Source organism: Polyangiaceae bacterium (assembly GCA_020633235.1).
Classification (GTDB): domain Bacteria; phylum Myxococcota_A; class Polyangia; order Polyangiales; family Polyangiaceae; genus JACKEA01.
The window spans coordinates 715,143-738,839 of the sequence record JACKEA010000003.1; the positions used below are offsets into that span (position 1 = coordinate 715,143).

Genomic DNA, 23,697 nt, shown 5'->3' on the forward strand with positions numbered 1-23,697 from the left:
GTTGCGGAGCAACTCCACTGCGCCGTCGGTCGTCACGAGAAGCTCCTCAGCAGGGATCCCGCCAGCAGGTTCCAACCATCGACCAGCACGAAGAGCAGCAGCTTGATCGGCAAGCTCAGCGTGGTGGGCGGCACCATCATCATGCCCATGCTCATGAGCAAGGAGGACACCGCCAAGTCCACGACCAGGAAGGGCAACAGCACGATGACACCCATCTGGAAGGCCGTGGTGAGCTCGGAGATCACGAACGCCGGAATCGCAAACGTGAGCGGAACGTCCTTGGCCGACTGAGGCAACGGTTCGTTGGTCACGTCGTAGAAGAGCTGCAGATCCGCTTCGCGCGTCTGCCGCAACATGAAGCTCTCGAGCGGTTCCACCGCGCGTTCCAAGGCTTGAACCTCGGTGATGGCGCCGGCCTGATAGGGATCGTAGGCCACGCGTTTCATTTCGTCGAACACCGGCGCCATGGTGAACAGCGTCAGGAACAGGGACAGGCCGATGATGACCTGGCTGGGCGGCGTCTGGGTGCCGATGCCTTGGCGAACGAAGGACAGCACGACGACGGTGCGCACGAACGACGTGCAGGTGAGCACGATGGCGGGCAACAGCGACAGCAGCGTGACGATCAGGAGCAGCTTGAGCGATGGCGCAAGCTGCTGTCCCGAAAGCGCCGTGTCGAGACCAATCATGACAGGCGCTCCAGCCGGCGCACGAGGCCAGCGGCCTGGCTCTCCACCTCCACGATGGGCTGGGATCGCACGAAGCGGTCCTGCGTCCGCTCGGCAATGGCCAACGCGGGCTCCACTGCTGGTTCTGGCGCCGGGTCTCTTCGACCCAACGCGATACGCAAGGCGTCCACGAATCCCGGCGGCTTGATTTCGTCCTCCGGCTCCGGTGCCTCGACCGGCTCCTCAGGCTTTTCGTCATCGAGCCACGCGAGACAGCTCACCGCGTGATCCGTGACCCCGAGCAGCACCCGTCGCCCCCCCACCCGCGCGACCACTGCATGAGCCTTCGGACCTACGCGCTGGGCTTCCTCCACCGTGATGGCCTTTGCACCGGAGCGTTTGACGGCGCCGCGCCGCTTGCTGCGAAGCACGAACGCGCCGCCCCCGAGCAGGGCCAGCACGACCAACAAGGCCCCCGTGCGCCAGGGCGTGGGTCCGGGGTCTCGACGCGCGACCGACAGCGTTGGAGGCGTCGTTCGATGAGCGAGCCAGCTGCGGTTGCCCGAGGTGGAGGCGTCGGGCGCCTCGTCCGCCGCCGCGGGGCCCGCGGTGAGTAGCAGGGCAAAAAGCAGGGCCGTGGCCACGCTCCGCATCATTGCCTCCGAGGCCCCGCGTTCTCGTCGCCGACCAGGACCTCCGTGAGGCGAATGCCGTAGCGTTCACCGACGACCACGGCCTCGCCGCGAGCGATCAGGCGGTCGTTCACGTAGATGTCGAGGGGCTCGCCGTTCGCCTTCGAGAGCTCGACCACCGAACCGGGACCGAGCCTGAGCACGTCCGAGACCTTCAGCGACTTGCGACCAAGCTCGATGGTGACCTGAACCGGCACGTCCATCACGAAGCCGAGAGAATCGATGCCCCTGAGCGCCGGCGGCGGCGACTGATCCGCGGACGGAGCCGAGAGCGGAGAAATCGGCCCGGCGTCACCAACCAGTGACGCCGCTTGACCGGGAACCGACGGAGTGACGCTGTCGCTCATTTCGCCCTCCGACATTCATTCTTCGTGCCGACCGCGAATCCGCACTGACAACTGCCCCCGTGACGTGACGGGAACCGCAGCAAACTTGGGAATTCCCCCCACGCGGACCTCCACGGCGTCGTCCAGCGCGGTGGAGAGCCGAAGCACCTGCCCCACCTGAAGTGTCAAAACGTGCCGTAGTCCGAGTGTCAAAGTTCCGAGCACCGCCATCACCTCGACGGGGACGTCCAGCAGTGCCTCCGCCATGCGCGGGTCACCGGCGGCGGGGTCCTCGTCGTGCGCCTGCTCGCGCGCCGCTGCTTCCAGCGCTTCGGCGCTGAGCGAGATCTGGATTACGGCTTCTTCCAGCATTCCCTCGAAGAAACACTCGACCGTCAGTCCGTCCGTCTCCGGGATCTCGACGGGATCGTCGACGGCGAGGCTTCGCGCCGCAACGACCTTCATGCGGATGTCGACCTGGTCTTCGACGGCCAGGCACAGGTCCTGCGCCAAGGAATTGGCGATCCGTGTGACGAGGGCGGCTTGGGCCAAGGACAAGCCCGTCGTCAGGGGCCCGACGTTCGACGCGTCGCCCCCCAGGGCACCATCCAGCAACAGGGCGAGGGCACCGGCGTTCAACGTCAGTCGTCCCCAGGCGGAGGACTCCTCCGCCTCGAGCCGAACCTCGAAGGTGGTCTCCTTGATCACCTGAACGGAGCTCAACGCGTCGCTGATGGACACGGGAAGTGGGATGAGGCGCGCCCGACGACGCACCAGAAATGGCAGCGTTCGCCGCGCGGCCCGTGCAAAGCCCGCACCCACGAGCCCCATGGCGTGCATGGCTGCTCTCAGGTGGCGCTCTTTGCCCGTTAGGTCGACGACGCGGGCGCCTCCCCGCTCGGACCGTACGGGTCTGTCCGAAAAGAATACCGGCCGCTTCGATGCCCGATTCTCGCTATCGACCCGTGGCGTGAGCGAGTTCGCCATGGCTGGCTCTACTGGGCTACGTAGTCCGTGACGAGCACACGGCGAATCCGCTTCTCACCGATGGCCTTGGTCGTCACCTCCGACAGCTTCTTGCTGATCTCCGGGAAACGCTTTGGCTCGGTGACGTGCTCGAACGTTTGCGAGCGCAAGTAGGCGACGGCCGCCTCACGCCCGCGGGGTGAGTAGTGCTTGAAGTCCTCTTCCTTGACGGAATCGTCGAGCTCGAAGCTCAACACCACCTTCAGGTGATGCATGGTTCCGTCGTCGGCCATCACGTCCACCACGATGGGCGACATCTGCGCCGTCGAGGTCACGGGTGGATCCGTCGGCGCCGAAGCCGATGGTGCCGGCGCCGCTGCGGCCTTGCCCAGCAAGCGCGGACCAAAGAAGACCCCGCCCACGCCCGCAGCCGCGGTCAACGCGACGGCGACGAGGATGAAAACGAGCTTGCCACGCGGCTTCTTCGTTTCCTCTGTCGGGGCTTTTTCTTCTTCTTCTTCCACGAAAACACCTCCCTCGCGGAGCGAGGTGCCGACCGGAGAGGAGGTCTCCCCGGCCGGCTATGGAGTCGTACTGCGTCGAGCGATCGAGTCCGCGAACGTCGCGAACGTCACCGCTTGATGTTGATCAGCTCCTGCAACATTTCGTCGGCAGTCGTGATCGTCTTGGAGTTGGCCGAGAAGGACCGCTGGTGCTGGATCAGCCCCACGAACTCTTCCGCCAAATCCACGTTGGAGCCTTCGAGCGCTCCCGCAGCCACCGCGCCGCGACCACCGCTACCTGCGGTGCCCATGGCGCTGGTCCCGCTCTCACGGGTTTCGATCCACAGGTTTTGACCGGCGCGACCCAGTCCTTCGTTGGAACGGAACTTGGCGACGGCGAGCTGCCCCACCGCAACCTTCTGTCCGTTGGTGTAGAGACCCATCACGACGCCCTGGCCGTCCACCGTCACACCGGAGAAGTCTCCGGACGAGTAACCGTCCTGCGACTGCGCGGAGACGTTCGAGGGCGACGCGAACTGCGTGGTGCCATCGAGACCGGTACCGCCACCGGAAATGGGGTTGCCGAAGTCGAGGGTGATGGCCTGACCGGCAGTGGCGCCGGTGAAGTCCACGCTGACGGGCGTGGTGGCGGTGACCGTGTCCAGGGCGCCACTGGTGTTGAAGGTCAAGCTGCCAGCGCCGACCTCCACGTTGGTGCCCGGAGCGGGCGGCGTGACCTCGTCACCGGAGGCGAGCACGTGGTAGTCCCAGGTGTTCGCACCGGTCTTGCGGAAGTACACGTCGAGGGAGTGCGCATTGCCGAGCGAATCGTACACCGTCATGGAGGACGAGAAGTTCGACGTGTTGCTCGGGTCCTGAGCATCCCACGGCGCCGTCGGCGTCGTCGCCGAGCTGTCGAGGTTCGCCGTGATCGACATGTTCTCCGTCGCGTTCGGCGGCAGAGCTGCCGTGGGCACCTTCAGAGACGAGACGCCGGCGGCGAAGGTCCCATCGGGGTTCGCTGCGTAGCCCTGCACCTGAAGGTTGCTCGAGTTGGTCAAATAGCCTTCGTTGTTGATGACGAACTGACCGGCGCGCGTGTAGAAGTTGCCGGACACGCCCGACACGTCGCCTTTCACGACGAAGAATCCGTCGCCGTTCAGGGCCAGGTCCGTCGACACGCCGGTGTTGGCGAGCGACCCCTGGGTGAACAGCTGCTGGATTCCACCCACGCGAACGCCCGAACCCGGCAGTGCCGATGCGGTGCCCGCTAGAATGGAGTGTCCCAGCACGTCGTGGAAGATGACCCGTTGGCCCTTGAAGCCCACGGTGTTCACGTTGGCGATGTTGTCGCCAACGACTCCCAATGCCTCACCTTCAGCTCTCAGGCCTGAAACGCCCGAATACATTGCCCGCAGTACCATGGCGGCCTCCTGACTCCTGTTTCCTCGCTTGATGTCTACTTGGCTGAATCGACCTTGAGCAGGTCGGAAACCGGAACGCTGATCCCAGTATCGAGATGCAGCACCGGGTAGCCCTTGTCGAAGGACACGGCCGTGACCGTGCCTTTCGTCTCTTGCGTGACGGCGACCGTCTGGTCCGCGGCGTCCTTCGCCGTGACCGTCACGCTGTAGCTTCCTGCCGGCTGAACGACACCTGCGTCGTTGCGGCCGTCCCACATCAGTTGCGCGTTGCCCGCGCCCTTGGCGCCCACGTCGATGGTGCGCACCACTTCGCCGGCCTGATTGCGGATGGACACAGTGACCTTCTCCGCATCAGACGCCAGATTGAACGCCACCTGAGAGCCCACGCCGGTTCCGTCGACGGTGACCAGGTTGCCTTGAACGGTCGCGACCTTGCCCACCAGTGAAACGACCTGCGTGTTGGCCAAGCCGCGGTTCTGCAGGGCGAGCATGTCGAGGCGATCGTTGATGCCCATCGATTGCTCGAGCGACGAGAACTGCGCGAGCTCTGCCACGAACTGGGAGCTGTCCTGAGGCTTGAGGGGATCCTGATGACGAAGCTGGGCCACCAAGAGCTTCAAGAAGGCGTCCTGACCCATCGCCTGGTTTCCCGTCAGGGAAGACGTCAGCGAAGTCTGACTGCTGACACCGGTGACTGAATCGACCATTCCTTGCCTCAACCGAAAAAGTTCAATCGTCGCGAGCCACGGCGCTTGCGTTCTGCTTCACCGTGTTTCGCGTCGTTTGCATCCGAGTACCTTTGCCTCGCCATCCCTCGTGCAAGGACGGTGCCGAGGTTCTGCGTCTCGACAACCTGCACCGATCGCACGTCGAGCCCGGAGGCCTTGAGAGCGAGCTCCAAAGCGCGTCGTTCAGGCTCGAAAATGGCTTTGGTTTGCGCATGTTCCACGCCCAACCACACCCTCACACCGCCCGCGGAACGGTCCACCACCACGGCCACGTCGCCCAGCTCACCTGTGCTGACGTCCAGGCGAATTCGCGAGGTGCTCGACGTCTCCGAGCTCTCCGACGTCGTCGCGGTCGGCATGGAAGCGCCGCTGGGCGTCAGGGAACCGTCACTCGTCTGCCAATCCGTCGGCGGCTCGGCGGTGAGTGCACGCGGAGCTGGTCCTTCGTCGCGCGTGAGGGTGGTCAAGAGTGCCGCCGCCCAACGCTCGGCCTCGTCACGGCGCAGCTTCGCGTCGCGTGCCTCTCTGCTGGCCTGCGCCAGATCCGGAGCGGTCGCGCCCAAGGGCCGATCCATGCTCATCGAGACCCCTTGCGGGAACGCTGGGCGAGCTCGTCGTGGAGGCGTCGCTCCTTGCGTTCGTTCGCGCGGTCTTCGTGCTGCTTCAGGCGCTGGTCCAACACCTCGATGCGCTGCAAGGCCTGGCGGGCCGCGAGCACCTGATTCCGAGCCTGCTCTCTGGCCGTCTCGGCCCGAGACAGCGCCAACCCCGCAGCGTCGCGGTACAGGCCACACAGCTCGAGCCACTCGTTGGCCTCGGCCCAGGTGGACCCCTCCACGGGCGCCTGCGCCGCACCCTGCCTCAGGGCAACTGCCCCGTCGTGGCGTTCGTATTCCAGCAGCGCCCGTTCGCGCGCGGACTGCTCGCGCTCGGTCGCCCGACCGAACTCTCCGACGCGCTCGTCCAGCTGCTTCTGGCGCAGCTTGGCCAATTTCTGGAGCCGTACCCTGCGTGCGTTCACGCCGACCTCCGGGAGTTACGGGTCAACACCGCGAGACGCGCCAGGGTCTGGGCGGCGTCGGTGGTCTCTTCCACCCCCTGGCGCAAGAACGCGTCGATCTGGGGCATCAGCTCCAGTGCCATCTCCACCCTCGGATCGCTGCCTTGGACGTAAGCGCCCACCTGGATCAGGTCGCTCACCTCCCGGTGCGCGCCCAGCAGCTCGCGGACGAATCCCGCGGCCCGCAGGTGCGGCTCTTCCGCAACGTCCGGTGCCAGACGCGAGACGCTCGCCAGCACGTCGACCGCCGGGAAGTGCCCACGCTCCGCCAGCTCTCGCGACAGCACGATGTGGCCGTCGAGAATGCCGCGCACGGCGTCCGCGATGGGGTCGCTCATGTCGTCGCCCTCCACCAGCACCGTGTAGAGCGCGGTTATCACGCCGTCTCCCGGCCCAGTGCCGGCCCGCTCCAGCAGGCGTGGGAGCGCAGCGAAGACGCTGGGGGGATAACCCTTGGTCGCGGGAGGCTCGCCAGCGGCGAGGGCCGCTTCTCTGAGCGCCATCGCGTAGCGCGTCACCGAGTCCATCACCAGCAGCACGCTCTTGCCCTGGTTCCTGAAGTACTCCGCGATGGCGGTGGCGGCTTCCGCGCCGCGCGCCCGCACCAGCGGCGGTTGGTCGCTGGTGGCGGTCACCACCACGGAACGGGCCAGACCCTGTGGGCCGAGGGCGTTCTTGATGAAGTCGTTGAGCTCGCGACCGCGCTCCCCGATCAGCGCCACCACGTTGACGTCCGCCTGGGACGAGCGGCAGATCATGCCGAGCAGGGTGCTCTTGCCCACGCCGGCGCCGGCAAAGATGCCCATGCGCTGCCCCACGCCCAGCGGCAGCATGCCGTCCACCGCGCGGATCCCGGTGGCGAAGGGCTGCTCGATGGCGCGCCGGGCGAACGGCGGCGGCGGGGCGGCATGAACCGAGCACATGCGATCCGCCGGCGGCAAGGGCCGACCGTCCAAGGGCCGCCCGAACGAGTCGATGACTCGTCCGAGAAGCTCCGGAGAACCCACGATGGTGGCACCGCGATTGGTGCGGGTGACGCGAGCCCCGGGACGGATGCCGGAGAGCGAGCCCAGGGGCGTGGTCAGCAGGCGTCCTTTGCGGAAGCCCACCACCTCGAGCTCGAGCTCCCCGCCATCGTGGGAGTCCACCGCGAGGGTGTCGCCGACTGCCGCCCGAAGCCCGCCCACCTCCACGATCAGCCCTACGACCTCCAACACGATCCCTCGCGGGGCGTGGGCCGGTGCATGACGAGCGCGCTCGATCAGTCGATGCAGCATGGTGAAGCGGGTCGCCCGTCAGCCTGGCGGGCTCGACTCGGGCTTCAATGCTTGCAACAACGTTGCCAGCCGCTCCTCCACGCTCTCGTCCACCCGGCCGAGCTCCGTCTCCACGACACAGCCGTAGGGGGAGAGCGAGCTGTCCAGGCGCACGTCCACGGCCCCTGGCTCCGACGACAGCCGTTCCTCGACTTCGTCCAGAAGGTCGACAAATCCGCTTCCGAGTCGGACCAACAAGCGATCGTGCTGACCGAGGGCTTCGACGCCCTCGGAGACCAGATCGTGGATGATGCGCGGATCGATGGACAGCTCCCGTGCGATGACGCGCTGAGCGATGATGGCCGCGAGCTCCGCCAATTGGCTGGCGGTCTGCGCCAGAAGCTCGGCGCGCACCGTGGTCAGCTGCTCGATGGCGTCGACCAGAGCCTCGGTCAGCCGGGGATCGACGCTGGGCCTCGGGGGCGGGACCAGCTCGGACGGTGTCGGCTCGACGACTGCGGGGGCGTGCCGGAGCTCCTCTGGCGGGGGACGCTCGGAAGCCGCGGCGATTTCCCGGTGCAGCGCCTGAACGAACTCCTGCGGCAGGCTCGCCGGGACCGGAACCGAAGACTCCGTGATCGATACCCGCTGCTTGGCGACCCAAGAAGGACAGCGCCGGCCGGGTGGAGTGACGTCCAAGAACGCGGCGGTTCGGTGCCGTTCAGACGACATCGCCGTCGCTTCCTTCGAGAGAAATCACCCCTTCGCTCTCGAGCTGCAGCGCAGCTTCCACGATTTCGCGCTGAGCGGCATCCACCTCCGAGAGCCGCACGGCACCCATGATTTCCATGTCTTCGCGGATGCGATCCGCGGCGCGCTTGCTCATGCCCTTGAAGATGTGGGCAGTGAGCTCCTCGCTGGCGGTCTTCAGCGCCACCGTGAGCCGTTCCGAGGGCACCAGCTCCAAGACTGCCCGCAGGCCGCGGGCGTCGAGGGCCTTGAGGTCCTCGAAGCTGTACATGGCCCGGCGGATCTCCTGTGCCAGCTCGGGGTTGTCCTCCTGGACGCTGGCCAAGAGCGCCTCCCCCGTTGCTCGGCCCAGACGACGAACCAGAGCGGCGGAGCGGCTGATGCCATCCACCGATACGGCGGCCTCGGCCTCGGCCGGAGGCAGCTCGGCGCCGAGCGCTTCGGCCACTTCCTCGAGCAAACCCGCCGGAACCTCGGTCATGGTACCGAGCCGCTCGAGGATCACGGGGCGCAGCGCCTCCGACATTTGCGCCAACACCTGCGAAGCGCGGTCGGCATCGAGCTGCGACAGGATCGCCGCAGCGATCTGCGGGTGCTCCGCCTCGAGCACCACCGCCAGGGCCGACGGCGCCGCTTCGGCAACTCTGTCCATCGCCGTCTGGGGTGCATCCACGAAGATTTCCTGGGTCTTGGCGTCGCCCAAGGCCTTGGTGGCGATGCGCCGCAGGTAGCGCACGCCGTCTCGAGGAACCGCGACCGCCTCGCGGCTGGCGCCAATGAACTCCCGGTACACCTCGTCCAACGCCGTGGCGGGAACCGATCGCATCAAGCTCGCCACCTCTCGCAGGCGCCGCACCTCGGAGACATCCAGCTCGGCGAGGATGGGCGTGGCCGCTGTCTCATCTAGGGACAGCAACATCAGCACCGCCTTCTCTGGACCGGTGAGCTCCATCGCTACGCTCCTTCACATGCTAGGAGCGTGCCTGGGGCTGTGCCGCGGCCGAGAGCCACTTGCGGAGCACCACGGCCGCCGTCGCGGGATCCTGCGCTGCCAGCTCCAAAGCCTTGGATTTCAGCTCGGCAGCGTTCGGTCGGGGGTCGGCCATCAGCGCTCGAATGTCGGGAGCCGCGGATAGCTGCTCGGCGGCTTTCTCCACCGACGCAATGGCCTTGGCCTGGCGGATGCTGGCCTTCCTTCCCTTACGAACCAGCACCAAAAGCGCGATGAACGCGATCAGCGCGGCACCGCCGGCGGCCAGGTAGGGCGCATAGCGCCGCCACCAAGGCAATGGCGGTGGGGGTGTCAGATCTCCGTCGCTCACCTTGGCGAACTCCATGGTCTGGAGCTCCACGCTGTCGCCGCGGTTGGTGCTGAAGCCGACGGCGTTCTTCACGATGTCCTCGAGGCGCTTCATGTCCTGCTTGCTGCGCCCGACGTACACGGACTTGCCGTCGCGCTGCTCGTAGCGTCCGTTGACGAGAACGGCGACGGAAATGCGCTCGATGTCGCCGGGTGGGGTCGACATCTTCTCGGTGACCTTGTCCACTTCCCAGTTCCGGGTGTGGCTCCGCCGACTGGTTCCGCCGGGACCTGCAGCCGCGAGCGCCTCTTCCGGAGGCGCGGTGCCCTCGTCCACGGCATCCGGAAGGTTGCTGCGCGCGCCCGGAACCCCTGCAACCCCGGCCTCCCCAGCGCCGCTGCCCTCGATCACCTCGTGCTCGCTGCGCAGCGCGGTTTTGTTGGGCTCGTAGTGCTCTTCCGTGCGTTCTTTGCTGCGACTGTCCAGGGCGACGTTGACGCGAACGTCGGCATTTCCCGCTCCCACCACCCGCTCGAGCTGCTCTTTCACCAGGGATTCCATCTGGGAGGCCACGGCTCGGGCGTTCTCGGTGTGCAGATCCGCGAGGCTCCCGGCTCCCACCGCATCTCCGGTCACCGGCCGATGCAGCGTGAGGCCCTCGGTGCTCACCACGCTGACCCGATCGCGACCCAAGCCCGGAACCGCGGTGCTCACCAGGTGCACGATCGCCGACACCTCACGCTTGCCGAACCCCGCGGGATTCTTCAGCTTGAGGACCACCGACGCCGACGCTTCTTGCTCCCGGCTGGCGAACAGGCGCCGCTCCGGGAGCACCAGGTGAACCCTGGCGGCAGAAACACCCTCCAGTGTACCGATGGAACGCGCGAGCTCGCCCTCCAGGGCGCGTTTCAAGCTCACGTGCTGCTCGAACTCGGTGGCGCCGATTTGCGACTTGTCGAACAGCTCGAACCCCACGCCCGAACCTCGCGGCAAACCCGCTCCGGCCAGCTCCAGCCGCAAGGCGTGAACGCGCTCGTCGGGCACCTTGATGGCCGTGCCGCTGTCGTCCAACTTGTAGGGCACCTGCTGCGCTTCGAGCTTTTGCACGATCGCGGCGGCGTCTTCGGTGGAAAGGTCGGTGTACAGGTAGCCGTAGCGGATCTGGGAGTTCCACCAAGAAACCGCCAGCACCGTCAGCAGAGCGCCAACGGTCAGTGTCACCAGCGCCAATCTCTTGGCGGTCGGCAGCTGCGCCCAGAAGAGCGCAATCTGCTCGAACACTGCTTTGAGGCGAGGCGGCACCCTTCACTCCCTTAGATCTGCATGCGCCAGAGCTCGAAGAACGCGTCGACGACCTTGTTGCGCATGGTTCCGACCATCCTGAGCTCGATCTCCGCCTTGGACAGTGCGAGCATCGTGCCGTGGATGTCGTCGCGCTGTCCGGCGGCAAACGCTTCTCCAGCTTGGTCCGCCGCCTGGATGCGCTCGTTGGCGGTCGCCACCACGTTCTTCAACAAATCGCCAAATCCATCGACTTTTTCCGGCTTTTCTTGCAGCGCCGAGGTGGCCTGGGGGTCGCGTACGACCAGCGGCAGCGTGGGCCCGTCGATCGGCAACATCACGCCCTGCCGATGTCGATGGCCGAGCGGGCCATCTGCTTGATGGTGTCGATGGAGGTGACGCCGGCCTCGTAGGCGCGCGACGCCGTGATCATGTTGACCATTTCCTCCACGGCGTTGACGTTCGGATACTCGACGTAGCCGTCAGCATTGGCGTCCGGGTGACCCGGTTCGTACACCAGCTGACCGGGGCGCTGGTCCTCGACCAATCGCGCCACTTTAACCAAGGAAACGCCGGCGCCCGCCGAAGCCGCCCCAGAGCGATCCAGGGTCATGGCTTCGAACAGGGGATCCACCCGCTTGTAAGGTCCCCCGGCTGCGGTGCGCGTGGTGCGCGCATTGGCGAGATTGCCGGCGATCGTGTTCATGCGGATGCGCTCGGCCGAGAGGCCCGAGGCCGCCACTTCCATTGCACTGAATACGCCGAGCATTTCCGTTGCCTTTCTGCGGGCTAGCCGCGCCCATCTCCAGCGGCGAACTTGAGCTGTCGGAGCTCCGCGGACACGATCGCGCTCACCACGTCGTAGCGGAGATGGTTGGCCGCCACCTTGGCCGCTTCCCGATCCAGCGACACGTAGTTCCCGTCGTTTCCCGCTCCGGCATCGAGATCCTCGAACACGCGGCCCGCTTCCGGCGTGGCGTCCATGGCGGAGTTCATGTGCCCCTCGCTGGTGCGCCGCAGGACGACGTTGAGCTGCGCCTCGAAGCCATCCACCCGTTCCAGGTCCTTGGGGCGGTATCCGGGGGTGTCCACGTGAGCGACGTTCGACGACAGCACGTTGTGGCGCTCGAGGTGGTAGTCGAGGGCCTTTCCAAGAGGTGCCAGAGCTGCGAACAGGTCGCTCACGGGCACTAGGCCCAGCATGCGCCGTGCCACGGCTTCCGGTCGTTCGCGACCCGGGGGGTCAACGCTGACTCGTCGTCGAATTCTCGGCTGTCCAACAAATGCTCGCCCAGACCTGGGTCCCCACTGACCTCGAGATGGGTGTCGGATCCCTGGCGCGCCATTGATTTGCCGGAGGAAAGCCAGAATTCCGACGCTTGGCCCACCCGTTGCTAACTGCCTTGCGCCCACCGAAACCTGGCTTGGGGCAAGGAGGAACCGATGCTCGAAAACGCTGCCACCGCGACCCGCGTAGACGCCTTCAAGGGAGAGGAGTTCGGCTCCGGAATCCGTTGCGTCTCTTCTTTGCCGCCCCGTCGCGAAGCAGCGGACCAGCCCCAGGAGCTGCCGGTGAGTATGGCGAACGTGATTGGCCAGAGCGAGAGCCTGGTCGAGGTCTACCGCGTCGTGGACCGCATCGCGGCCACCGACTGCACCGTGCTGGTGACGGGCGAGAGCGGCACGGGCAAGGAGCTGGTGGCCAAAGCCCTCCACGACGCTAGCCCCCGCGCTCAGAAGGCCTTCGTGGCCGTCAACTGCGGCGCCATCCCCGAGGCATTGCTCGAGAGCGAGCTCTTCGGTCACGCTCGCGGCGCCTTCACGGGCGCCCACGCCGCCAAGCAAGGTCGCATCGCGCTGGCCCAGGGCGGCACGTTGTTCCTCGACGAGATCGGCGAGATGCCGATGTCCCTCCAGGTCAAGCTGCTCCGAGTGCTGCAGGCTCGTGAGTACTCGCCGGTGGGCGATACTCGCACCTTGACCGCGGACGTTCGCATCGTGGCCGCCACCAACGTGCAGTTGGAAGAAGCGGTTCGCGATGGTCGCTTCCGCGAAGATCTCTACTACCGCCTGAACGTCATCCACCTGCAGGTACCGCCGCTGCGCGAGCGCGCCGACGACATCCCGCTGCTCGCCACCTATTTCCTCAAGCGCGCTTGCGACAAGACCGGCCGCGAGGTTCAGGGCGTGACCCGCGCCGTCGCCGAGCTGCTCGTCAGCTACCCCTGGCCAGGCAACGTTCGCGAGCTCGAGAACAGCATCGAACGCGCCGTGCTGCTGTGCCCGAACGACGTCATCGAGCCTCGCGATCTGCCCTCCCGAGTGTGTGGCTTGGGCCAGGAGCGCCGCGTCTCCGCGCGCCTCCCGGACACCGGCCTGGACCTCCGCGCCGCGGTGGAAACCTTCGAAAATCAGCTGATCCGGCAGGCCCTGGAGCGCACCTCCTGGAACAAGAAGCAAGCCGCTCAGCTGCTCGGACTCAATCGCACGACCCTGGTCGAGATGCTCAAACGCAAGCGCATCGCCCCCAAGGCGGCCTGAAGGCGAAGACCGAACCCACGTCGCTCACTCGATTCCTCCTCTGCGCCCTCCCTCGCACCCCGCGAGCGGAGGGCGCGCTCGTTTGTGACGCGCATTTCCTTTTTGTTGTCGGTCCGCCGCGGAACCGCGCGAGCCGGACGGCGTGGTTCCGCGGCGGACCAACAAAAGAAGACGGACACACCGTGAGACAAGGGCCAACGACGACGCGGCGCACGGTGTGGCCTGGCAATTGCTGAAGCTCAGCGCAGCATGATTCAGGGTTGCGATGATCGCCTGCTAGGCCCCACGACAATCCGTCGTTGCGTCACTCTGTCGACACTCGTTGGCGCCATGCTGCTGGCGCTTCCGGCCCACGCCGAAGGCTGGCTCATCGACGGTGAAGCGGGCATCGGAGGCGGACTCGAAGGTGGAGACTCCGGCGACGGCAGCATCGGCTGGCAGCGGGCGCGGCTGCGTTTGACCGCTGGCGTCGAGCTCCGGGACGACGAGAACGAGAGCGACGGCACGGCCTTTCGCGCCTTCGCCGAGCTCGAGAAGCGCGGCAGCGTGGGTGGCGAGGCGCGCTACGTGCGCTGGATGTCTCCCAAGGTGGGCGTGTATGCGGGCGTAATTGGCACGCTGGCTCCGGAGACGCTGGTGGGCGGCACGTTTGGCGGACATTTCATCATCCCGTTCGGGGATCGCGTCGGGCTGTTCCTGGAGCCGTCCTTCTCGGCAATGCCGCTTGGTAGCGATTTGCCCAGCGACACGCCGGTTTTGTGGGGTCTCTTGACCGTGGGGGTGCGCCTTGGGCTCTGACGAGAAGCTGGGAATTCTGGTGGGATTCGCGATCGCCTTGGCGGTCGCAGGGTTCGGCGGCTGTTCGTCCAACGCCTGCTTCCGGAACTCCGACTGCGCCAGCGGCGAGAGCTGCTCTGCGGGCAGCTGCGTGATCGACACCCCGGCGCCCGCCAGCGACGCTGCGAGCGAAGCGGCGGAAGCTGGCACCGATGCTGGCAGCGACGCCGCGGATGCGAACGAGGATGCGAACGCAGCGGACGCTGCCGCTGACGGCGATGCGCAAGGCGACGGCGAAGCGGGCGACGCAACGATCGATGGCGAAGCAGGCGACGCGAACGACTTGGACGCGGGCGCCGACGCAGACGCTGGAGACTGAAGGATGACTGGCATCGCGATTGCAAACGTTCGGGACGGAGGTCACCCATGTTTCGTTCCCTGAACATCGCAGCAACCGGCATGGCTGCGCAGGAGATGCAGCTCGAAGGCATCTCCCACAACATCGCGAACGCGAACACCGTGGGCTTCAAGAAGCAGCGGGTCGACTTTCAGGATCTCCTGTACCAAACCGTGCGCGCGCCCGGCGCGCCGACCAGCCAGACCACCGTGTCGCCCACGGGGCTGCAGGTGGGCAACGGCGTCCGCGTGGTGGGCACCGTGCGCTCCTTCGAGCAGGGCACGCTGTACAACACCAACAATCCGCTGGACGTTGCCGTGGAAGGCCGCGGCTTCTTCGTGGTGCAGCAGCCCGACGGTACGCCGGCCTACACGCGGGACGGCTCCCTGCGTCTGGACGGTGACGGTCGCATCGTCAACGCGGAAGGCTTTCCGCTGGATCCGCCGGTGACGGTGCCCCCCGAGGCGACCGGCATCTCCATCGCCGCGAACGGAACGGTGTCGGCCACCATGAACGGCGAAACGGCCCCGGTGGAGCTCGGGCAGCTGTCGATCGCGACCTTCGTGAACCCCGCGGGGCTCGCCGCCAAGGGTCACAACCTGCTGGTGCCCACCACCGCGAGCGGTGAGGCACAGCTGGGCGAGCCCGGCACCGACGGACGCGGGACGCTGCTGCAGGGTTCCCTGGAGAAGGCGAACGTCGACGTCGTCGAAGAGATGATTGGTCTCATCAGCGCGCAGCGCGCCTACGAGATCAACTCCAAGGTCATTACCACCGCGGACGAGATGCTGCGTGCGGCATCGCAGATGAGATGAGCATGCGCCGCGCTCTTGCCCTGGTCCTGGCGCTCGCGCTGTTCGGCTTGCCCGCGACGGCGGCCGAGCCCGCGCGCACTGTACCGGGCCCCACCGTCACGCTGGGCGAGGTGGTGCCCAACGCACCGGACGACTTGGCGGGCATCGACCTGGGCGACGCGCCACCGGCGGGAGGCTCACGCCTCATTTCTCGTGACGAGATGCGCCGCGCCATCGAAAGGGCCGGAGGCAAGGCGTCGGACGTGGCGCTTCCGCAGGTGGTGCGCATCACCGTGGCGTCCAAGACCTGGAGCCCGGACGAGCTCGCGAACGCCGCCAAGCCGGTGTTGGCCCAAGGGCTCCCGCCCGGTATCACCGTGGAACGGCTGCGTGTGCGGCGAGCGCTGACGGCGCCGGAGCGCGCGCGCATCGAGAGCGTGAAGCTCCCGCGCTACCGCAAGCGCGCCGGCCTGGTGACCACGTCGGGCACCATCGAGCTCTCGGTGGACGGCCACGTGGTGGCGCGAGCCCCGGTGGCGGTCTATCTGCGTTTGACCGAGCGCGCGGCGGAGCCCACGGTGCAGCGCGGCGGGCGCATCGAGCTCGTGATCGAGCGCGGCAGTGCCCGCGTCACCGCCATTGCCGAAGCGCTGGCGGACACCGACGTGGACGAAGTGGGCCGCTTCCGCGTGGTCTCCACCCGCAAGATCCTCAGCGCTCGCGTGGAATCCGCGCGCGTCGCGCGCGTGACGGGGGGCTCGTGATGACCAAGCTGTGGCTCGCGGTTCTGGTGGCGCTCACGCTCTCGGCCTGCGGCCCGCCGCACATCCGCCCCTTCACGCCGCGGCACCGCAAGTACGAGGCTGGGGAGTACGCCGCCACGCAGAAAGACTACAAGCCGGCCACCGGCTCCATCTACTCGGAGGCGCAGGCGGGCTACTTGGAAGACACGCGGGCGCTGCGCGTGGGGGACGTGGTGCTGGTGCGCATCAACGAGGAAGCCGACGCCAAGGGTGGTGCCACCACCAAGCTGGCCAAGGGCTCGAGCCGCGAGGCGAACGTGAGCGCGCTCCTGGGCCTGGTGCCCGCCATAAAGAAGGCCTACCCCAACATCGACCCGGAAAACCTGCTGCAAATGGCGAGTCAGTTCGACTTCGCCGGCGAGGGGAACACCCAGCGCGCAGGCAAGCTGCGCGGGATGATCGGCGTGCACGTGAAGAAGGAGCTGCCAAACGGCGACCTCTTCGTGGAGGGCACCAAGGTCGTGATGATCAACCACGAGGAATATCACCTGTACATCTCCGGAGTGATTCGCCCCTCCGACATCGAACAAGACAACTCCGTGCCCTCCACGCGCATCGCGGACGCGCGGGTGGAGTTCACCGGCCGCGGCGACGTCGCCGATCAGGTGGAGCGCGGCTGGCTCACCAAGCTCCTCGACAGCGTCAACCCATTCTGAGTCCATCATGATCCGTCGACTGCTCCTGACCCTGCCTCTGCTTGCCGCGCTGCTCAGCGTCGCCCCGGATACCCGTGCCGACAAGATTCGGGATCTGTGCGACGTGGTAGGCGCCCGCGACAACCAGCTGGTGGGCTACGGCGTGGTGATCGGCCTGAACGGGACGGGCGACGACGTGTCCGCACCCTTCGCGGCGCAGTCCCTTCGTTCTTTGCTGCGGCGCCTGGGCGTGCAAGTGGATCAGAAGCAGGTTCGCCTCAAGAACGTGGCGGCGGTGCTGGTCACCACTTCCATCCCGGCGTTCTCGCGCTCGGGCTCCAAGCTGGACGTGACCGTTTCTTCCATGGGCAACGCGCGCTCCCTCCGCGGCGGCGTCCTGGTGCAGACGCCGCTTCGCGGCGCCGACCGCCGCACCTACGCGGTGGCCCAAGGGCCGCTCCTGATCGGCGGCTTCTCGGCGGGTGGACGCTCGGGAAGCTCGGTCCAAGAGAACACCACCACCACGGGCAGAATCCCCGCCGGAGCGCTGGTGGAGCGCGAGATCAAGACGACGTTCTCGTCCAAGGACAAGATCCAGCTCGCCCTCAAGAACCCCCAGTTTGCCACGGCACAACGGGTGGTGGAGGCCGTGAACAAGGCGCTGGGCAAGGGCTCCGCCAAGGCCGTGGACGGGGGCACCATCGTGGTCACGGCCCCCAAGTCCCTCAAGGGGAAGCCCGTGGAGCTGTTGGCGAAGGTGGGAGACGTGGACGTGGATCCCGTGGCCATGGCCAAGGTCGTGATCAACGAACGGACGGGCACCGTCGTAGCGGGTGGCAACGTTCAGCTCTCGCCGGTGGCCATCGCGCAGGGTGGCATCACCATCACGATTCAGGAAACCCCCGTCGTGAGCCAACCCGAGGCCTTGGGGCAGGGCAATACGGAGGTCGTGCCACGCACGGAGGTGGAGACCAGCGAGAAGACGCCCCCCACCCTCTCCTACGTGGACGGTGCAGCATCCCTCGCCGACGTGGCCCAGGCGCTGTCCTCCTTCGGGGTCGCGCCCCGAGAGCTCGCCAGCCTGCTCCAGGCGTTGCACACCGCGGGGGCGCTGCGCGCGGAGGTGGTCGTGCAATGAGGACCGACGCCGTCTCTTCCGTGATGGCCGGAGCCCAGGAGCGGCTCCAGCAGCAGGCGCAGGTGACCGAGGCTTCGCGCCAGTTCGAGGCGCTGCTGCTGCAGCGGATGATGAACGCCCTCACGCGCACCACGCGCATCTCGGGGACCGGGAGCGCCGGCTCGAGCACCTACGGCTCCATGGTGGTGGAGGCGCTGTCGGACGCGATCACCCGCTCGGGCGGCCTGGGCCTGACCGACATGATGCGCGAAAGCGTGCTGGGGCAAGGTGAAATCACACGCAATTCCAAAGAGTTACAGAAAATCGACAAAGAATCGCTCAAGGTCTCCTCTACCGAACCGTTGTCCTTGCCAAGGCAAGCGCCTTTAGGCCGCCCGTCGGCGGCCAGCCCGTGGAGGAAACGATGAAAGGGATCACCGGCAACCCGGCACTCGATGCGTATCAGCGCATGGCCATCACCCCAGTGACGGGGGCAAAGCCGGCGGAGAAGGTCGAAGGCGGCGGGGGCCACTCCACCGGAGAAGCCGCGAAGGTCACCATCAGCGCGGCGGCTCGAGATCTCGCCTTGCACGCCGCTTCCGGCGGCGCGGACGCGGAGAAGGTCCAGGCCCTCCGCGCCAAGATCCAAGACGGCAGCTTCAAGATCGACCCCAAGGCGGTCGCCACCAAGCTGGTGGACGACTTGGGCTAAAGGAGGGCTTTGCCCATGCACGACGCCATTCCCGAGACCTTCGATCAAGCAGTCACGGCACTGGAGTCGATCTTGGGCGAAGAGAGCGTCGCGCTCAAACAGCTCGACAGCCGAGCGCTGGACGCGCTCGCGGAGCGCAAGCTGGCTCTGGTCGAGCAGCTCAAGAACCCGCCGCCCGACGCAGACGTCGAGCGGCTGTCCAGAGTGCGACGCACCGCACTCGAGAACCAGATGTTGTTGGTGCACGCGCGTGACACCGTGCGAGGGCTGCTCGCTACCATGAGCGGCCAACCCACGTCCGCGCATCCCATGGCTCCCGCCTCGGTTGGGCCGGTCCGGCTCGACCTTCGGGGTTGAGCCATGGCCTCCCTGACTCAGCTGCTCTACACGGCTCGTGACGCCCTTTCGGCCCAGTCTTTCGGCCTGGGCGTCACGGGCCAAAACGTGTCCAACGCGAACACGCCGGGCTACGTGCGGCGAGATGCGATGCTCTCCAACGTGGTGCTGGGCAACCAGGGCTACGGCGGCGTGGAGGCGCTGGGCGTACGGCGGGCCACGGACGCCTTCCTGGACCGACGCGTGTTCGAGGCTTCGAGCCTCGCATCCGCTGCCTCTCGCCGCGATACCGAGCTCGCGGGAGTGGAGTCGCTGCTCGACGACTTCTCCGGCACCGGCCTCGCCGACTCCCTCAGCAAGCTGTTCGGATCCTTCGACGCGCTGTCGCAGAGCCCGAACGACCCGACCGCACGTCAGACCGTGCTCGAGAGCGCACAGGCCGTTGCGGCGCGCGTTCGTGAGACCGCGGACTCCATCGCCACGATGCGCGACAGCCAGCTCGAGCGTGGACGCGCCGTGATCACGGAGATCAACGAGAAGGCGTCTCGCATCGCCGAGCTCAATCGGCAGATCGCGATCGCGGAAGCGCAGGGCAAGGACACCTCGGATCTGCAAGATCTTCGTCATCAGGCGTTGCTCGACCTATCCACCAAGGTCGACGTCCACACCTTCACTAGCGACGACGGCAGCCTGGCGGTACAGGCTGCCGGGACCACGTTGGTGGAGGGCAACACTTCGCGGACGCTGTCGCTGGACCTGTCCAGTAGCGGCACGCTGCGGCTGTTCGCCGAGCGAACCGGGGGACCGCCGACGGAGATCACGTCCCAACTGAAGGGTGGCGAGCTCGCCGGCATCAAGGAAGCGCGGGACGAGGATCTGGTCGCCTTGGGGGACCGCCTCGACCAGCTCGCCTTTGACCTCGCGTCGGCGGTCAATGCTCAGCACGCTGCGGGCTACGGCCTCGACGGCGTCACCGGCCGCAACTTGTTCGATGTTTCGGCCACCGTGAGCGGTGCCGCGCGCTCGCTACAGCTCAGCACCCAGGTGGCGGGCTCGCCCGACAAGATCGCCGCCTCGAGCTCGGCGACGACCCTACCGGGCGGCAGTGACAACGCTGCGCTGCTGGCTCAGCTGGCGGCACAGAAGGTCGCCTCGGGCAACACACGGACGCTAGGCGAAGCCTACGCAGATCTGGTCGGCGACGTGGGCACGCGCAAGGCCCAAGCCGAGACCGAGAGCCAGCTCCGCCAGAGCGTGCTGGGACAGGCCGACGCGCTCCGAGAGAGCGAGAGCGGCGTGTCGCTCGACGAAGAAATGGTCAACCTCACGCGCTATCAGCGCGCGTACCAAGCAGCGGCCAAGGTGCTCACTACAGTGGACGAGCTCATGCAAGAGCTGCTCGCGAGGGTCGGTCGATGAGAGTCACGGAGAACTTGAAGTACGCGAACGTGCTCCGGAACCTCTCCGGCCTCGCGTCGCAACAAGCGGACGCGTCCAAGAAGGCGCTGTCGGGCTCGGCCATTGCCAACCCCAGCGACGACCCGGTGGCCGCTGCGGAGCTGGTGCGCAATCGGGCAGCGCTCTCGCGCATCGAGTCTCACCGTTCCACCATTCGGACCGTGCTCGGGGACACGGAGCTGGCGGAAGGAACGCTCGCGCAGGCGTCGGATCTCTTCGCCAGTGCCAAGGAGCTGGCGCTTCAGGGTGCCAACGGCAGCTTGGGCCCGGACGAACGAGGGGCGCTGGCGGAGTCCGTCCGCCACCTCCGAGAGCAGCTGGCCCAGCTGGCCAACACCTCCGGAGCCCGGGGCTACCTGTTCGCCGGAAGCCAGACCTCCGTACGGCCCTTCGACGCCAGCGGGACGTTCTTCGGAGATGGCGAGGACGCCCAGGTGGATCTGGGTGGCAGCTCTCCCGTGACGGTGGATTTGGCGGGGGCCGAGGCCTTCACCGTGGCTGGGGGCCGCGACGTGTTCGGCGACCTCACCGCTCTGGAGAACGCTTTGAACGCCAACGACCCCACGGCGGTGGCGGCCACTCTGGACGACCTGGACACGTCCCGCCGACAGGTGGTGGACGCCCGAGCCAGGGTGGGTCTGATGGCCGAGCGTCTGCGGACGAGCGACTCCATCTTCGAAGACGGCTCGGTTCGCCTGAACGAGCACGAGCAACGCGTCGCCCAAGCCGATCCCATCGAGGCCTATTCGCGCATGATGAGCCTGAATTCGGCACTGGAGCAGGCCATCACCGTGTCGCGTCAGATCCTCGACACCGGCAACAACAGATTCTGACCCGCACTGGCACGGGGCATGCTGGAGGTAGAGGCGTGTTCGTCATCGCTCGCCGTAGAGGCCAACGCGTGATCATCGGCTCCGACCTCGAGATCGTGGTCACCGAAGTTCACCGCGGAACCGTCAAGCTCGGCATCGTCGCTCCGAAGTCCCAAACCATCCTGCGGGGCGAGGTGTTCGACGCCATCGAGCGTGCGAATCGCGAAGCGTGCACGACCAGTCTGGACGACGCGCGGTCCTGCGTGGCACCGCCCCGCAGCGTGCCCCCGGCCCAAGACTGAGCCACCGCGTCAGGTGGCTGGCGCTCGCAATGTCAGCCCCACGACGTAGCCCTCGAAAATCCGCGAGGGAGGCCGAGATCCGCTGAATTTCGGCGTTTGGCGCCTGGCATGGAACATGAAACCGGCGTGTTCGACGTGGTAGCCGCAGTTTCAGAAGTCGAGGCCGTGATGCTCCCCAACGTGGACACGCTGGAGGACAACATGGCGCGACTGGACCTCACGGAGCCGACGCGCGAAGCGATTCGAGCGGCGGCCCTGGAGGGACGGATCGAGGAGCGCGACGGGGCCGAGGTGCTGCTGGTCGAGGGGCGCGCGCTCGACCGCACCCCGATGGATCCGCGTTGGACCAACATCCCTTCAGAAGAAGGGGTGGTGGTGGTGTTCGGAATCGGCGTCGGCAACACCGTGCGCGCCCTTCGCGAGCAGTTCGATGGCGCGGTGGCGATCTACGAGCCCAACCCCGGCATCGCCCGCACCCTCTTGGAGCAGGGCCCCCACGGGCTGGGCGACGTCGATCTGTTCACCTCGCTGCACGAGCTCGAGCAGACCTGGCCGCGCATCAGCGGCGCGACCTCCAGCGCCACCATCGTGCGCGTCGTGGGCTACCCCGAGCTGTACCCGAAGGAAAACGCCGAGCTCCACTCGATGGTCGAACAGCTGGTGGCACGTTCGTCGGTGAACGTCTCCACCTATCGGCAGCGTGCCCGAACCTGGGTGAGCGACCTGCTCGACAACATCGAGCTCCTGGCCGACGCCCCCCCGTTCATGGCCCTGGCGGGCAAGCTCGAGGGCGTTCCCGCGTTCATCGTGGGTGCAGGGCCCTCCCTGGCCAAGAACGCGCACCTGCTCGACGAGGCGCGGCGAAAAGGCCTGGTCATCGCCGTCAACAGCAGCGCACCGGCGCTGTCTCGCCGCGGGATCGAGCCGCAGGTCGTGGCCTGCCTCGAGTCGGTCGACGTCTCGCATCTGCTCCGCGACCTGCCCTTCATGTCGCGGGTGATCCGCGCCTACAGCCTGACGGCACACCCGGCCACGCTCCGCTCCGGAGACGGTCCGCTGATGCCCATCTTCGAGGCGCTACCGGAGCTCGAATCGGCGCTCGTGAAGCTCACGGGGCAGAAGGGCCTACCGGTATGCGGCAGCGTCTCCACTGCGGCGTTCTCGCTGGCCCAACGGCTGGGCTGCTCGCCCATCGTTCTGGTCGGACAAGACCTCGCCTACACCGGAGGTCACGCCTACGCGACGGGGACAGCCTACGAAGCTTCGAGAGCCTGCATCTCGGAAGACGGCAAGTCCCTCGACCTGTCCTGGTGCACCACCCTCAGAGAGACGCACGACGCGGGCGCAGCTCCGATGCACGACAAGGAGCCCCTGGAGTGGGTCACCGGTTGGGGCGGCGGCGAGCCAGTTCCCAGCGGTCTCAGCTTCTCGCCGGTGCGCGCCTGGTTCGGCCAGGCCGCGCGGGTGCTGGCTCGAGAAACCCCGAACCTGAAGCTGGTCAACGCCACGGAGGGTGGCGCTCGCATCGATGGCTTCCAAGAGGTGGCTTTGGCCGAGATCCTCTCGGGACTGCCCGAGCGCGGCCCCAGCGTGGAGGAGCTCGTCACGCGAGCGCGCGCGGCGGCACGCCCGCTGGATGCCGCCGCCATCGCGGACTTCCTGCAGGAGCAAGTGCGTGCGACGCGGCGAGTCCGACGCGCGGCAGAAGGTCTGAAGAAGCTCGCGCGAAACGCGCTCAAGCACATGGACCGCGACGACGCGGGGCGTGTTGCTCGCGGCTTCCGCAAGCTCGAGGCGGCGGAAGCCGAGCTTCGCGACTCCGTGCGCGGCGCACCCTTGGTGGACGCGTGGTGCTTCGCCGACGTGGACGCCGAAATGGAGGTCCCCGATCACTCCGACGATGCGCGGGCACAGGCCCGTGACGGTCTCCTACGTGAGGCCCGCATCGCCACTGCAGTCTCCCGTGCTGCGACCGAGCTCGTACGACGAGCCGAGCAAATCGCAACACGAATGAAACGAGAGCCTGGCCCCGAAAAATCCAGGCGCTGAAGAGAGGAA

30 protein-coding genes are annotated in these 23,697 nt (G+C 67.0%); 14 read left to right on the forward strand and 16 right to left on the reverse strand.

The window, feature by feature from the left end; all coding sequences use genetic code 11:
* Positions 1-32 precede the first annotated feature (32 nt).
* The 16 genes from fliP to flgB form a co-directional block, all read right to left on the reverse strand.
* Positions 33-689 carry a flagellar type III secretion system pore protein FliP gene (fliP, locus tag H6717_20025; protein ID MCB9579328.1) on the reverse strand — a complete coding sequence of 219 codons (657 nt, stop codon included), beginning with the start codon at positions 687-689 and terminating at the stop codon, positions 33-35.
* The gene (locus H6717_20030; protein ID MCB9579329.1) at positions 686-1,312 is read right to left on the reverse strand and encodes a flagellar biosynthetic protein FliO; all 627 of its coding nucleotides are present in this window, start codon (positions 1,310-1,312) and stop codon (positions 686-688) included. Before H6717_20030 ends, fliP begins: the two co-directional genes overlap by 4 nt.
* Before the next feature lie 8 nt (positions 1,313-1,320).
* Positions 1,321-1,722, reverse strand: coding sequence for a flagellar motor switch protein FliN (gene fliN / locus H6717_20035; GenBank protein ID MCB9579330.1), 402 nt, complete (start codon positions 1,720-1,722; stop codon positions 1,321-1,323).
* On the reverse strand, positions 1,723-2,526 hold the full coding sequence (locus H6717_20040) for a FliM/FliN family flagellar motor switch protein (protein MCB9579331.1): 804 nt from the start codon (positions 2,524-2,526) through the stop codon (positions 1,723-1,725).
* Between the two features lie 155 nt (positions 2,527-2,681).
* Entirely contained in the window at positions 2,682-3,176 is a 495-nt protein-coding gene (locus H6717_20045; GenBank protein ID MCB9579332.1) for a flagellar basal body-associated FliL family protein, read from the reverse strand.
* Positions 3,177-3,283: 107 nt separating this feature from the next.
* Complete coding sequence (locus H6717_20050; GenBank protein MCB9579333.1) at positions 3,284-4,579, reverse strand: flagellar hook protein FlgE; 1,296 nt, start codon at positions 4,577-4,579, stop codon at positions 3,284-3,286.
* Between the two features lie 35 nt (positions 4,580-4,614).
* Positions 4,615-5,286, reverse strand: a complete 672-nt coding sequence (locus H6717_20055) for a hypothetical protein (GenBank protein MCB9579334.1) — start codon at positions 5,284-5,286, stop codon at positions 4,615-4,617.
* Between the two features lie 8 nt (positions 5,287-5,294).
* Positions 5,295-5,666, reverse strand: a complete 372-nt coding sequence (locus tag H6717_20060) for a flagellar hook-length control protein FliK (protein MCB9579335.1) — start codon at positions 5,664-5,666, stop codon at positions 5,295-5,297.
* Positions 5,667-5,884: 218 nt separating this feature from the next.
* Positions 5,885-6,328, reverse strand: a complete 444-nt coding sequence (locus tag H6717_20065) for a hypothetical protein (GenBank protein ID MCB9579336.1) — start codon at positions 6,326-6,328, stop codon at positions 5,885-5,887.
* On the reverse strand, positions 6,325-7,644 hold the full coding sequence (locus H6717_20070; protein ID MCB9579337.1) for a FliI/YscN family ATPase: 1,320 nt from the start codon (positions 7,642-7,644) through the stop codon (positions 6,325-6,327). Before H6717_20070 ends, H6717_20065 begins: the two co-directional genes overlap by 4 nt.
* 18 nt (positions 7,645-7,662) lie before the next feature.
* Positions 7,663-8,355 carry a hypothetical protein gene (locus H6717_20075; GenBank protein ID MCB9579338.1) on the reverse strand — a complete coding sequence of 231 codons (693 nt, stop codon included), beginning with the start codon at positions 8,353-8,355 and terminating at the stop codon, positions 7,663-7,665.
* Positions 8,345-9,325 carry a hypothetical protein gene (locus H6717_20080; protein ID MCB9579339.1) on the reverse strand — a complete coding sequence of 327 codons (981 nt, stop codon included), beginning with the start codon at positions 9,323-9,325 and terminating at the stop codon, positions 8,345-8,347. The genes H6717_20075 and H6717_20080 overlap by 11 nt, the downstream gene beginning before the upstream one ends.
* A gap of 19 nt (positions 9,326-9,344) precedes the next feature.
* Positions 9,345-10,976 (reverse strand): flagellar M-ring protein FliF, encoded by a 1,632-nt coding sequence (fliF, locus tag H6717_20085; GenBank protein MCB9579340.1) that lies wholly within the window; start codon positions 10,974-10,976, stop codon positions 9,345-9,347.
* A gap of 11 nt (positions 10,977-10,987) precedes the next feature.
* Complete coding sequence (gene fliE / locus H6717_20090) at positions 10,988-11,293, reverse strand: flagellar hook-basal body complex protein FliE (GenBank protein MCB9579341.1); 306 nt, start codon at positions 11,291-11,293, stop codon at positions 10,988-10,990.
* Positions 11,293-11,724, reverse strand: coding sequence for a flagellar basal body rod protein FlgC (gene flgC, locus H6717_20095; GenBank protein ID MCB9579342.1), 432 nt, complete (start codon positions 11,722-11,724; stop codon positions 11,293-11,295). Before flgC ends, fliE begins: the two co-directional genes overlap by 1 nt.
* Before the next feature lie 20 nt (positions 11,725-11,744).
* Complete coding sequence (flgB, locus tag H6717_20100; protein MCB9579343.1) at positions 11,745-12,140, reverse strand: flagellar basal body rod protein FlgB; 396 nt, start codon at positions 12,138-12,140, stop codon at positions 11,745-11,747.
* 381 nt (positions 12,141-12,521) lie between these two features.
* On the opposite strand from flgB, the gene H6717_20105 reads away from it, so the two are divergent.
* From H6717_20105 to H6717_20170, 14 genes are all read left to right on the forward strand, one after another.
* Positions 12,522-13,496: a sigma-54-dependent Fis family transcriptional regulator gene (locus tag H6717_20105; protein ID MCB9579344.1), complete on the forward strand. Its 975-nt coding sequence runs from the start codon at positions 12,522-12,524 to the stop codon at positions 13,494-13,496.
* Between the two features lie 330 nt (positions 13,497-13,826).
* A complete protein-coding gene (locus H6717_20110; protein ID MCB9579345.1) occupies positions 13,827-14,294 on the forward strand; it encodes a hypothetical protein in 468 nt (155 codons plus the stop codon).
* Between the two features lie 19 nt (positions 14,295-14,313).
* Positions 14,314-14,652: a hypothetical protein gene (locus tag H6717_20115; protein ID MCB9579346.1), complete on the forward strand. Its 339-nt coding sequence runs from the start codon at positions 14,314-14,316 to the stop codon at positions 14,650-14,652.
* A 47-nt stretch (positions 14,653-14,699) separates the two neighbouring features.
* Positions 14,700-15,485, forward strand: a complete 786-nt coding sequence (flgG, locus tag H6717_20120; GenBank protein ID MCB9579347.1) for a flagellar basal-body rod protein FlgG — start codon at positions 14,700-14,702, stop codon at positions 15,483-15,485.
* Positions 15,486-15,487: 2 nt separating this feature from the next.
* The gene (locus H6717_20125) at positions 15,488-16,228 is read left to right on the forward strand and encodes a hypothetical protein (GenBank protein MCB9579348.1); all 741 of its coding nucleotides are present in this window, start codon (positions 15,488-15,490) and stop codon (positions 16,226-16,228) included.
* Positions 16,228-16,923: a flagellar basal body L-ring protein FlgH gene (locus tag H6717_20130; GenBank protein ID MCB9579349.1), complete on the forward strand. Its 696-nt coding sequence runs from the start codon at positions 16,228-16,230 to the stop codon at positions 16,921-16,923. Before H6717_20125 ends, H6717_20130 begins: the two co-directional genes overlap by 1 nt.
* 7 nt (positions 16,924-16,930) lie before the next feature.
* Entirely contained in the window at positions 16,931-18,040 is a 1,110-nt protein-coding gene (locus tag H6717_20135; GenBank protein ID MCB9579350.1) for a flagellar basal body P-ring protein FlgI, read from the forward strand.
* Positions 18,037-18,447, forward strand: a complete 411-nt coding sequence (locus tag H6717_20140) for a hypothetical protein (GenBank protein MCB9579351.1) — start codon at positions 18,037-18,039, stop codon at positions 18,445-18,447. The genes H6717_20135 and H6717_20140 overlap by 4 nt, the downstream gene beginning before the upstream one ends.
* Positions 18,444-18,731: a flagellar biosynthesis anti-sigma factor FlgM gene (gene flgM / locus H6717_20145; GenBank protein MCB9579352.1), complete on the forward strand. Its 288-nt coding sequence runs from the start codon at positions 18,444-18,446 to the stop codon at positions 18,729-18,731. The genes H6717_20140 and flgM overlap by 4 nt, the downstream gene beginning before the upstream one ends.
* A gap of 15 nt (positions 18,732-18,746) precedes the next feature.
* On the forward strand, positions 18,747-19,088 hold the full coding sequence (locus H6717_20150) for a hypothetical protein (GenBank protein MCB9579353.1): 342 nt from the start codon (positions 18,747-18,749) through the stop codon (positions 19,086-19,088).
* Positions 19,089-19,091: 3 nt separating this feature from the next.
* Complete coding sequence (gene flgK / locus H6717_20155; GenBank protein ID MCB9579354.1) at positions 19,092-20,486, forward strand: flagellar hook-associated protein FlgK; 1,395 nt, start codon at positions 19,092-19,094, stop codon at positions 20,484-20,486.
* Positions 20,483-21,358: a flagellar hook-associated protein FlgL gene (gene flgL / locus H6717_20160; GenBank protein ID MCB9579355.1), complete on the forward strand. Its 876-nt coding sequence runs from the start codon at positions 20,483-20,485 to the stop codon at positions 21,356-21,358. Before flgK ends, flgL begins: the two co-directional genes overlap by 4 nt.
* Before the next feature lie 35 nt (positions 21,359-21,393).
* Entirely contained in the window at positions 21,394-21,639 is a 246-nt protein-coding gene (locus tag H6717_20165; GenBank protein ID MCB9579356.1) for a carbon storage regulator, read from the forward strand.
* Positions 21,640-21,747: 108 nt separating this feature from the next.
* Positions 21,748-23,688, forward strand: coding sequence for a motility associated factor glycosyltransferase family protein (locus tag H6717_20170; GenBank protein ID MCB9579357.1), 1,941 nt, complete (start codon positions 21,748-21,750; stop codon positions 23,686-23,688).
* Positions 23,689-23,697: the final 9 nt, after the last annotated feature.